At 74.0% G+C, this 6004-nt stretch carries 6 protein-coding genes; 1 reads left to right on the top strand and 5 read right to left on the bottom strand.

What is annotated here, in order from left to right:
- Positions 1–20: 20 nt before the first annotated feature.
- From H3C53_02130 to H3C53_02110, 5 genes are all read right to left on the bottom strand, one after another.
- Entirely contained in the window at positions 21–1400 is a 1380-nt protein-coding gene (locus H3C53_02130) for a hypothetical protein (GenBank protein MBW7915474.1), read from the bottom strand.
- A 55-nt stretch (positions 1401–1455) separates the two neighbouring features.
- Positions 1456–2517 (bottom strand): hypothetical protein, encoded by a 1062-nt coding sequence (locus tag H3C53_02125; GenBank protein MBW7915473.1) that lies wholly within the window; start codon positions 2515–2517, stop codon positions 1456–1458.
- Positions 2514–2978 carry an NUDIX domain-containing protein gene (locus H3C53_02120; GenBank protein ID MBW7915472.1) on the bottom strand — a complete coding sequence of 155 codons (465 nt, stop codon included), beginning with the start codon at positions 2976–2978 and terminating at the stop codon, positions 2514–2516. Before H3C53_02120 ends, H3C53_02125 begins: the two co-directional genes overlap by 4 nt.
- 56 nt (positions 2979–3034) lie before the next feature.
- A complete protein-coding gene (locus tag H3C53_02115) occupies positions 3035–4600 on the bottom strand; it encodes an N-acetylmuramoyl-L-alanine amidase (GenBank protein MBW7915471.1) in 1566 nt (521 codons plus the stop codon).
- A gap of 145 nt (positions 4601–4745) precedes the next feature.
- Complete coding sequence (locus H3C53_02110) at positions 4746–5078, bottom strand: DUF1043 family protein (GenBank protein ID MBW7915470.1); 333 nt, start codon at positions 5076–5078, stop codon at positions 4746–4748.
- An 84-nt stretch (positions 5079–5162) separates the two neighbouring features.
- Between H3C53_02110 and H3C53_02105 the strand changes: the two genes are divergently transcribed.
- Entirely contained in the window at positions 5163–5996 is an 834-nt protein-coding gene (locus H3C53_02105) for a hypothetical protein (protein MBW7915469.1), read from the top strand.
- Positions 5997–6004 lie beyond the last annotated feature (8 nt).

Raw genomic sequence — 6004 nt, 5'->3', positions numbered from 1 at the left:
GGGCCACGCGCCGCGCGCCCCTAGCGGCCCCGCCCGGCCGTCGTGAGGAGCTCCTCGTCGTGACGCGTGACCTTGCCGCTGCCCTCGTCGATGGTCGAGGTCGGGCGCCCGGGCCGCGGGGCCGCGGTCGGGGCGGCCACGGCGGCGCGCAGGAACACGACGAGCGTGGCGAGCAGCGCGGCGACCAGGACGGTGGCGGCCGTTATCGTCAGGCGACCACCGTTGATCGGCTCGAGGGGCGGCGCGGCGACGACGACCACCTGGGCCGCGTTGGCGATCATCCGTTGCTGGAGCGTGAGGAGGGGGATGGCCGCGGCCACGCGGTCGTAGGCCTGCCGCGCCAACGCCAGGGCCGCCTGCGGCTCCGCCGCGCGCGACTCCAGCTCGGCCAGGCGGTCGCGGAGGGCGGCGGCCGTCGCCTCGGCCTCCTCCGCCGCGTCCTCGAGCGCCGCCCGCTCGGCCACCTGTGCCGTCAGGGAGCTGGTCACCCCCTCGAGCCGCGCGCGGTCGACCAGCGTGAGCAGGTCCTGTCCGCCGACCGTAAGGCCCGGCGGGAGCTGGCCCAGGCCGGCCAGTAACGCCTCCGACTCCGCTGCGGGGAGCACGCCCGCGTCCGTCAACGCGCGCAACTGATCTGCCAGCACGACGGTGGTGCGCCCCTCGCGGGCGCCGATCCCGGCTGCCAGCAGCCCCTGCTGGGCGCTCGAGGCGGCGATCTTGGCGTTCAGCTCGGCCAAGCGGGAGCGCGTGGCGGCCTGCTGGAGGGCCAGCTGCTCGATCTGGCTCCGCAACGACACGCGGGCGTCGTCCCTGGCGAAATCGGTCCAGCGCGCCTGGGCGGCGTCCAGCTCGGCTCGCCGCGCCTCGAGCTCGGTGGTTGCGGCCGCCAGGGAGCGCTCCACGGTCGCGCCCAGCGTCGCCCTGGCGGCGGCGGCGCTGGCGGCCGCCCAGGCGTTGGCGTTGCCGGCGGCTAGATCCGCCGTGGCGGCCCGCGCGGTGTGCTCGACGGTCAGGTGGCCGCGCGGCTGGTTGGCGGCGTCGATGGACTTGAGCTGCAGGGTGCCCGCCAGGCGCCGCAACTCGGCGGCGTCGGGTGCTGCGGGGCCGAAGGCCGCGGCCAGCACGGCGCTGCCGTTGGCCAGCGCGGTGTACGTCTGCGAGCCGAGGCTCACCTGGGGCACGAGGCCGGCCGCCTCGGTGCCTGCTCCGGCCGGTTGCGGCGAGCTCACCTGCACGGTGGCGCTCGCCTGGTAGACGGCCGGGCGCGACGTCAGGTAGATGAAGGCGGCGGCGCCCGCCAGCAACGCCGTCAGGACGATGCCCACGGCGCCGCGCTTGAGGATCAGGTAGAGCTCGCGCAGCGAGATCTCGTCGGAGGTTCCGTAGGTCGCGTCGTTCACGGCTCGCACAGGATACGCCGCCGGGCGGCCCCGGGGCACCTACTAGCCCTCGCGCTCAACCGCCCGTGACCTCGCGCAGCGTGCCCGCCCGCTCCAGGCGCTCGAGCAGCGGCTTCAGCTCGCCCAGCTCGAGCTCGAGCGCCTTGGCGGTGCGGCCAAGGGTGTCGCCCTTGCCCAGCTCGGTCAGCACGCGCCGGCCGAGCTCGCCATGTTCGGCCCGGAACTGCATGAAGCGGTCGGTCATGGGGTTCAGGGCGTCGCGGCCGCGCAGCGTGAGGGTGAAGCGGCGGTCCTCCCAGCCGGGCGGTTCGTCGGGCAGCTCGATCTCCGGCGCGCGCTCCACGGCCTGCTCACCCAGGGAGTAGCGCCGCGTCGGCCCCTCGGTGGCGCCGAGGACCTCGAGGAACGGTTGACCCTGCCGGTAGAAGCGGTAGCCGCCCTCCCACACCTCCAGCCCGTCGAACGTCCGGTCGTCAGCCTCCGCCGTTCGCGCCAGCGCCAGCGCCGCCAGCGGCAGCACGACGGCGGGAGCCAAGGCGTCGAGCTCGAGCGCTCCCCTGGCGTGCGCCTGCCCGGCCTTCTGCAGGGCGCGCATGGCCTCGGCGCGGTCGTGCACGGTGCCGGCCGCCTCGTGCACCGCGGCGCGCACGCTGCCGGCCACCAGCAGCGCCACGGAGCGCTCCCGCTCCGTGGCGTAGCTGAGGGAGCCGTGGAAGCGCGCCTCGTGCAGGCGCTCGAGCAGGTCCGCCAGGTCGACGGCGCCCGGGGTGAGCCGTTGCGGTGGCGACAGGCGGGGGAGAGCCCGCATGAGCGGCGCGCGGCTGGCGGGGAAGCGGGCGGGCAGCCGCGGCGTGAGCGTGGGCTCATGGGTGTGCAGGTGGAAGCGTTGGTTGGGCGTGTCGAGCTGCGCGTACTGGTCCAGCCGGAAGCTGGCCTCCACCTGGCCGCGGGCGAGCAGCAGCAGCGTGGTCCCGCCGGAGTCGGTCAGCGCCAAGGTGCCCGACTGGCGGACGGTGCGCAGGTTCTCCAACAACCACTCGGCGCTGTGCTCGCCCGTGTCGCCGAGCATGCCCTGCGCCCCCGCGGTGGTGGCGGCCGGCGTGGCGCCGGTGGTCACGGTCCGCGCTCGCTCTCGTTGAGGATGCGCCGCAGCAGGTCGCGGTCGGTGCGGTGCGTCAGGCGTTCGAGCGCCTCCGCCGGCGGGCAGAACTCCCCGCCCCGGAACGCGTCCTCGGTCACGTTCACCACCGGGTGGTCGGTCTCGCAGCGGTACCAGGTGATGAGGCGCTGCACCCCGTGCGGGTTGCGGTAGTAGGTCGTCCAGGTGCGCTGCGGCTTGGCGCAGGTGGCGGTCACGCCGGCCTCCTCCGCCACCTCGCGGAGCGCGGCCTGGAGCTGCGTCTCGCCCTGCTCGACGTGGCCCTTGGGGAACACCCAGTGGCCGCTGGCGTGCTGAAGGAGCAGGACGCGGTTGCCGGGGTCGAACACCACGCCGCCGGCGCCGGTCACCGTGGCGACGGGGGGGCCGTCGGCGCCGCGCCTGGCGCTAGGGAGCGGCCTGTCGGGGCGGCGTGCCATGGCGTCATGCTATCACCGGCCGGCCCGGACGCTCGGCGCCGCGGGATGGGCCGTCGTCAGCGGTTGGCGACGGTGCCCCCGCCGCGAAGGAACTCGAGCAGGCCGTCCGCCAGGCCCTGCGCCAGCTTCGCCTGGTAGGCGCTGGAGGCCAGCAGCGGGCCCTCGTCGGGGTTGGTGGTGAAGCCTAGCTCGACGAGGATGGCGGGGATGCGCGCCGTGCGGATGACGTAGAAGAGGTTGCGCTTGACGCCGCGATCGCGGGCGCCGGTGGCGCTGACGAGGTTGCGCTGTACGGTCTCGGCGAGGCTGAGGGAGTAGTTGAGTTGCGCCTCGCGCAAGATGTCGCCCGCCAGGTCGCGGGCGCTGCGCCGCGCCTCGTCGGTCAGGGCCTGGCCCTCCGCCCCGTCGCCGTTCTCCTTGATGGCGCGCTCGATGTACGACGGGTCGAGCGGCTCGCCGAACACCCACGTCTCGATGCCGGACGCGTTCGTGCTCGGCCCCGAGTTGGCGTGGATGGAGACGAACACGTTGCGCTCGGGCGTCGCGAACAGGGAGCGTTGCTGCAGGGTGATGAACGTGTCCGTGTCGCGGGTCATGACCACCTGCACGCCCTCTGCCTCGAGCAGGCGCTTCAGCTGCAGGGCCACCGCCAGCACGACCTGCTTCTCGGTGGCGTGGCCGACGGTGCCGGGGTCGTGGCCGCCGTGTCCCGCGTCGATGACGACCACCTGCCGCTGTTCGGGGACGGTGAGGAGCGCCTGGGTGACCTGCTCGGGTCCCGCCACGGCCGGCGTGGGAGTCAGCGGCGTCACCGCGGCGCCCCGGAGGTCGGGAGCGAAGTCGACGTACAGGGTCGTGGCGCTCTCCTTGTCGACGCTCGCGACCTTGTAGCCGCTGCCCTTCGGGTCGACCGCGTACTTGAGCCGCACCACCAGCGTCACCTGCCCGCCGGAGCTGCGGAGCTCGACCGCCGCGAGGTTCGGGTCGTCGAGCGTGAGGGCGAGCGTCTCGGCGCGAGCCCCGGGCAGCGCCACCAGGAGCGTGTCGCCGCCGGCCGCCACCTCGTAGGCGGCCGACTTCGGGATGTCGATGGCGACCCTGGAGACGCCGTCGGTGAGCCCCGTGCGTGGGCGCCCCACGCTGTAGCCGAGCCGGTCGGCCGTGTCGACGGTGATGACGTGCCGCTCCGCGTTCCAGGCGCTGACGCCACCGAACGCCGTCACCAGCGGGGTGACGGCCACGTAGGCGACGCCGTCGACGAGGATGGCGCGCGGACTCGCCAGAGTGGTCTGACCGCCGAGGGCCGGCTCGAGCGTGACGGTTCCGGCCGCCTTGACGAGGCCGGCCGCGATGTCGGAGGTCGCCTGGAAGCGAGCGGTGCGGGAACCGTCGCTGAACACGAGCACCTTGTCGTCCTGGACGTACTGGACGGTCAGGCCCATGGCGTCGGCCAGCGCCTGCGCCTTCGCGAAGGCGTTCGAGCTGTCGCCCTGCGCGATGAAGTAGTAGGGGCCGGCGGGATCGACGATGGTGCCGTTCACCGCGAGGTAGTTGTGACGCTCCTGCGCGGCGCCGGTGACCGTGGCGAACAGTAGGAGGAGGGTCAGGAGGAGCCGCTTCACGTCGCCGCGAAGTCTATCACGTCTTCGGAGCCGGGGAACATGAGGAATATCGCCTCTGGAGCGCACTTACCGCGCAGGTGAAGCTCGTCACTTCCGGGGGCGGCGACCGCGCTGGTCGGACCAGTTCGGGGCCGGCCTCGGCCCGTCAGTGGCGCCCGTGGTTGCCGGGAGCCGACGAGCCGTGCGCCGTGTCCTCGAGTTCCCTCAGGCGCGACTGGGCGGCGTCCTCGGTGGTGAGGCTCGCCGCCCCCTTCTCGAGGTGGTGGTAGAGCAGTTCCACGTCCGACCGCAGGCGCGTTATCAGCTCGCCCGACTCCTGGAAGTGCTGGGCCACGTCCCCCTGGAAGCGGTCGAGCGTCGACTGCATCTTCCGCAACCGCTGCTCGCTCGGGTCGCGGCGCCGCGACAGGTTGGCCAGGAGCCAACCCGCCGCGCCGCCTAAGACGAACGCGCCGACCGTCCACGCCCACGGGCTCATGCCCACCAACATAGCAACTCGACCCCTCGCCTCGCGGACCGCGGGGCCCGGCACCGGGCGCCCGTTCGCCTACACTGCCGCCAGATGCCGCCCCAACCCCCTGACCGCCCCAACCCGAAGGCCGCGCTGCAGGGCGTCTACCTGCGGCCCCTCCGTGACGACGCGCTGCCGGCCCGCCACTCGGCCGGCGCCCGCGTGCGCGCCGGGCAGCTGCAGGCGTTCCTGAGGCCGCTGCAGTTGGCGGCCGAAGCCGCCATCGGCCCCGTGGGCAACGTCACGCTCGTCGTGGCGAACTCCAAGGATTGGCACCGGTTGTGCCGCTACCCGTACGGGCTGCCGTTCACGCGCACCGGCGTCGGTGGGCGAGACGCCACGGTGGTCGCCGCGAGCGATCACCAACCGCGCCTCCTGCACCGCTTCGACGACGTGAGGCTGGCCGCGGCCAAGGCGGGCGTCCGGGCGCCCGCCGAGCCGGCGGAGTTCGTCGACCTGATGATCGGCCACGAGTGGGGCCACGCCGTCAGCAACCTGAGCGGGTTGCGCACGCGCCTCAAGTGGCTCGACGAGCTCAACGCCACCTACGTGTTCGTGCAGGCGCTGCGCGAGACGGGGCAGGTGGCGCTGGTCGAGCGGCTGGCCGCCTGGGCGCGCTGGCAGGTGGCGGGAACCGCGCACGAGATGGGCGACCTGGCCGCCTTCGAGTACCCGCGCGGTCGCGCCGGCTGGGGCAAGCTCCTCTGGTACCAGGGGGTCTTCACGCAGCGCGCGCTGGAGCTGGCGCCGCGCCGCGGCTGGGACTACCTGCGCGAGCTGCGCGGCGCGCTCCCGGCCGCCGATCGCGGGCGGCTCGCCCGCGCCCTGGTCGAGGTCGAGCCGAGCTTCAGGCCGTGGTTCAGGGTGTTCGGCCGCGAGGGGTAGCCGCCCGC

The sequence above is a fragment of the Trueperaceae bacterium genome, from assembly GCA_019454765.1.
Taxonomy (GTDB): domain Bacteria; phylum Deinococcota; class Deinococci; order Deinococcales; family Trueperaceae; genus JAAYYF01.
The sequence above is the reverse complement of the archived record's forward strand: the minus strand, read 5'-3'. Positions and strand labels throughout refer to the sequence as shown.

What these genes read in the sequence shown, in the direction of transcription:
- H3C53_02120 (MBW7915472.1), bottom strand. Translation starts at nt 2,978, where the DNA reads ATGGCACGCCGCCCCGACAGGCCGCTCCCTAGCGCCAGGCGCGGCGCC.
- H3C53_02110 (MBW7915470.1), bottom strand. Translation starts at nt 5,078, where the DNA reads ATGAGCCCGTGGGCGTGGACGGTCGGCGCGTTCGTCTTAGGCGGCGCG.
- H3C53_02105 (MBW7915469.1), top strand. Translation starts at nt 5,163, where the DNA reads ATGCCGCCCCAACCCCCTGACCGCCCCAACCCGAAGGCCGCGCTGCAG.